The 3,984-nt window shown below is 71.3% G+C and carries 5 protein-coding genes; all 5 read right to left on the minus strand.

The annotated features are described in order from the left end of the window. Positions 1-853, minus strand: an 853-nt coding sequence (locus tag ACIY1X_RS15735; RefSeq protein WP_399682103.1) for a biotin carboxylase N-terminal domain-containing protein, incomplete at its 3' end; no start/stop codon positions are given. A gap of 16 nt (positions 854-869) precedes the next feature. Then, entirely contained in the window at positions 870-1,598 is a 729-nt protein-coding gene (locus ACIY1X_RS15740; RefSeq protein ID WP_399682106.1) for a DUF4126 domain-containing protein, read from the minus strand. Positions 1,599-1,610: 12 nt separating this feature from the next. Further along, entirely contained in the window at positions 1,611-2,402 is a 792-nt protein-coding gene (locus ACIY1X_RS15745; protein ID WP_399682109.1) for an enoyl-CoA hydratase/isomerase family protein, read from the minus strand. After that, entirely contained in the window at positions 2,399-2,911 is a 513-nt protein-coding gene (locus ACIY1X_RS15750) for a DinB family protein (RefSeq protein WP_399682111.1), read from the minus strand. The genes ACIY1X_RS15745 and ACIY1X_RS15750 overlap by 4 nt, the downstream gene beginning before the upstream one ends. Positions 2,912-2,919: 8 nt before the next feature. Next, a partial coding sequence (locus ACIY1X_RS15755) for a carboxyl transferase domain-containing protein (RefSeq protein ID WP_399682114.1) occupies positions 2,920-3,984 on the minus strand: 1,065 nt, incomplete at its 5' end.

The raw sequence follows: 3,984 nt of genomic DNA on the forward strand, positions 1-3,984 counted from the left end.
CGTAGCCGCCGGTCTGCTCGACGATGAACTCCACCGTGCCGGCGCCGACATAGTTCACGGCGCGCGCGGCATTCACCGCCGCCTCGCCCATCTGCCTGCGCATCGCCTCGGGCATGCCGGGCGCGGGCGCCTCCTCCAGCACCTTCTGGTGGCGGCGCTGCACCGAGCAGTCGCGCTCGAAGAGGTAGACGTAGTTCCCTTGCGTGTCGCCGAAGACCTGGATCTCGATGTGGCGCGGGCGCTGCACGTACTTCTCGATCAGCACCGCGTCGCTGCCGAAGCTGTTGATCGCCTCGCGCTGGCAGCTCGCGAGCGCCGCGGCGAAGTCCGCACTCTTTTCGACGATGCGCATGCCCTTGCCGCCGCCGCCGGCGCTGGCCTTGATGAGCACCGGGTAGCCGATGCGGTCGGCCTCGCGCTGCAGCAGGGCCGGGTCCTGGTCGGCGCCGTGGTAGCCGGGCACCAGCGGCACGCCGGCCTGCTCCATCAGGCGCTTGGACTCGGCCTTCAGGCCCATCGCCAGGATGGCCTCTGCCGGCGGGCCGATGAAGACGAGGCCCGCCTCGGCGCAGGCGCGGGCGAAGTCCTCGTTCTCGCTGAGGAAGCCGTAGCCGGGGTGGATCGCCTCGGCGCCGGTGGCCCGGGCGGCTTCGATGATCTTCTCCCAGCGCAGATAGCTGTCCTTGGGCGCGCTGCCGCCCAGGTGCACGGATTCGTCGCAGGCGCGCACGTGGTTGGCGTGCGCGTCGGCGTCCGAATACACGGCCACGGTGCGGATCGCCATGCGGCGCGCCGTGGCCGCGACGCGGCAGGCGATTTCACCGCGGTTGGCGATCAGGATCTTCTTGAACACATCGTTCTCCTTGGATTCAGGCTTGCGGGGCCGCCGAGGCGCCCCCGCCGAAAAACGCACGCAACTTGCGCAGCACCGCGCGCAGGAACTTCCACAGCACCACCAGCAGCACGGCCGACAGCAGCACCATCACCAGCAGCGCGACGCCGAAGGCCACCGGATGCTGCGTCGCCAGCCACACGATGCCGACCACCAGCCCGTCCTCGAACAGCGAGGCGAGCCAGTTGCTGAAAGGCTCGGGCGAGGTGTTGATCGCGGCGCGCGTGGCGGCCTTGGTGGCGAAGGCGGTGGCGGCCAGCGAGCCGCCCATGAGACCCGCCACCAGGGTCCACACCGCGCCGTCGCCGCCGAACACGCCGGCCGCCAGCAGCGCGCCGCCCGGGATGCGGATGACGCTGTGGACGGTGTCCCACACGCTGTCCAGCCAGGGGATCTTGTCGGCGAAGAACTCGACCAGCAGCATCAGGCCGCTGGCCGTGAGCACCACCGGATGCGCCAGCAGGTGCAGGCCCGGCGGCAGCACGATCCAGCCGGCCGCGCCCATCGCGCCGACCAGGAACACCACCGCGTACAGCCGGAAGCCGCTGGCCCAGCCCAGCGCGCCGGCCAGCGCCAGCAGCGAAGGCATGTCCATCTGGCCCAGCGCCTGGCTGGCGTGCTGGCTGGCCGCGCCGGCGGCGTCCGCCAGCGCCGGCTGCGGGTGCAGGCCGACGCGGTGCAGCCACTGGAGGACGGCGTCGAACATGATGGGCGTGGATCAGCGTGAGACCCAGCTCGGCTTGCGCTTTTCGAGGAAGGAGCGCAGGCCCTCCTGCCCCTCCTCGCCGGCGCGCAATGCGGCGATGCGGCGCACCGTCTCGTCCGAGAGCGCGTCGTCGATGCGCTCGCCCGTTACGTCGCGCAGCAGCCGCTTGCACTCGCTCACCGCGCCGGGCGCGGCGGCGGCGATGTTCTTCAGCACCTCGTCGACCTTGGCGTCCAGCGCGTCGGCCGGCACCACCTCGTGCACGAAGCCGATGCGGTGCGCCTCGGCGGCGGAGAAGCGCTCGCCGGTGAGAAAGTAACGCTGCGCCGCGCGCGCGCCCATCGCGCGGATGACGTAGGGGCTGATGGTGGCGGGGATCAGGCCGATCTTCACTTCCGACAGGCAGAAGTTCGCGCCCTCGGCCGCGATCGCCACGTCGCACACCGACACCAGGCCCATGCCGCCGGCGTACACGTCGCCCTGCACGCGGGCGATCACCGGCAGGCGGCTTTCGTGCAGGGTGCGCAGCATGCGCGGCAGGCCGGCGGCGTCCTGCAGGTTCTGCTCGGGCGTGAACTCCGCGGCGCGCTTCATCCAGTTGAGGTTGGCGCCGGCGCAGAAGGCCGGGCCGCGCCCGCCCAGCACCACGGCACGCACGCCCGGTGCGGCCTCGGCCTGCGCGAAGGCCTCGCCCAGCTCGCGGATGAACACGTCGTCGATGGCGTTGCGCATCTCGGGGCGGTTGAGCCAGATGCGCGCGACGGCGCCGTCGACCTGCAGTTCGAGGGTGGTGAAGGACGTCATGGGGTGCGTTGCTCCTCTTGCAGCATGTAGACCAGGTCGAGCACGGGGCAGGGATGGCCGAGCGCGGTGAGCGCCGCCGTGACCTGCCCGCGGTGATGGGTGCCGTGGTTGAAGACGTGGGCCAGCGTGGCCGCGAAGGGCAGCGACGCCGCCACGCCCTGGGTGGTGGTGTAGTCCAGCGTGCCGCCGAAGCGGCCGGCCGGCCAGCGCGCGATCAGCGGCTGCCAGCGCGAGACGCCCTCCAGCAGCGCCTGCGCCAGCGCGGCGCGGTCGGGCTGCGCCTCCTCGTCCAGCGCCATGCGGGGCGACACGCCCTCGTCGAAGCGCCGGAACCAGATCAGGTGCTCGCCCACCAGCAGGTGGTTGAGCGTGCCGTGGATGCTCTTGAAGAACAGGCCCGCATCGCGCCGGTAGTCCGCCTCGGGCACGGCGGCGACGGCCTCCAGCAGGCGCCGCGTGGCCCACTGGTTGTAGCGGGCGAGCGTGGCGAAGTGTGCGCGCGGGTCCACGTCGCCGCTCACATGCGGAACACACCGAACTTCGGCTCGGGGATGGGCGCGTTGCGCGCCGCCGCCAGGCCCAGCGCCAGCACGCGCCGCGTGTCGGCCGGGTCGATCACGCCGTCGTCCCACAGCCGCGCGGTGGCGTAGTAGGGGTGGCCCTGGTGCTCGTACTGCTGGCGGATGGGGGACTTGAACGCTTCCTCTTCTTCCGCGCTCCAGCTGCCGCCCTTGGCCTCGATGCCGTCGCGCTTGACGGTCGCCAGCACGCTGGCGGCCTGCTCGCCGCCCATCACGCTGATGCGCGCGTTGGGCCACATCCAGAGGAAGCGCGGCGAGTACGCGCGGCCGCACATGCCGTAGTTGCCGGCGCCGAAGCTGCCGCCGATGATGACGGTGAACTTGGGCACATTCACCGTGGCCACCGCCGTCACCATCTTGGCGCCGTGGCGGGCGATGCCCTCGTTCTCGTACTTGCGGCCGACCATGAAGCCGGTGATGTTCTGCAGGAACACCAACGGGATCTTGCGCTGGCCGCACAGCTCGATGAAGTGCGCGCCCTTCTGCGCCGATTCGCTGAACAGGATGCCGTTGTTGGCGACGATCCCCACCGGCATGCCCTCGATCTGCGCGAAGCCGCACACCAGCGTGGCGCCGAAGCGCGCCTTGAATTCGTGGAACTCGCTGCCGTCGACGATGCGGGCAATGATCTCGCGCACGTCGAAGGGCTTGCGGGTGTCGGTGGGGATGACGCCGTAGAGCTCTTCCGGCGCGAAGGCCGGCGCAAGCCCGGCTTCGACGGGCTCAGCCCGAACGGCTGGTGCGGCATTCAGATTCGCGACCGCGCTGCGCGCCAGCGCCAGCGCATGCAGGTCGTTCTCGGCCAGGTGGTCGGCCACGCCCGACAGGCGCGTGTGCACGTCGCCGCCGCCCAGGTCCTCGGCCGTCACCACCTCGCCGGTGGCCGCCTTCACCAGCGGCGGGCCGCCCAGGAAGATGGTGCCCTGGTTCTTGACGATGATGGACTCGTCGCTCATCGCCGGCACGTAGGCGCCGCCGGCGGTGCACGAGCCCATCACCAC

The sequence above is a fragment of the Xenophilus sp. genome (assembly GCF_044462705.1).
Taxonomy (GTDB): Bacteria; Pseudomonadota; Gammaproteobacteria; order Burkholderiales; family Burkholderiaceae_C; genus Xenophilus; species Xenophilus azovorans.

Coding starts and splice junctions, on each gene's coding strand:
- ACIY1X_RS15740 (WP_399682106.1), bottom strand. CDS start 1,598: ATGTTCGACGCCGTCCTCCAGTGGCTGCACCGCGTCGGCCTGCACCCG.
- ACIY1X_RS15745 (WP_399682109.1), bottom strand. CDS start 2,402: ATGACGTCCTTCACCACCCTCGAACTGCAGGTCGACGGCGCCGTCGCG.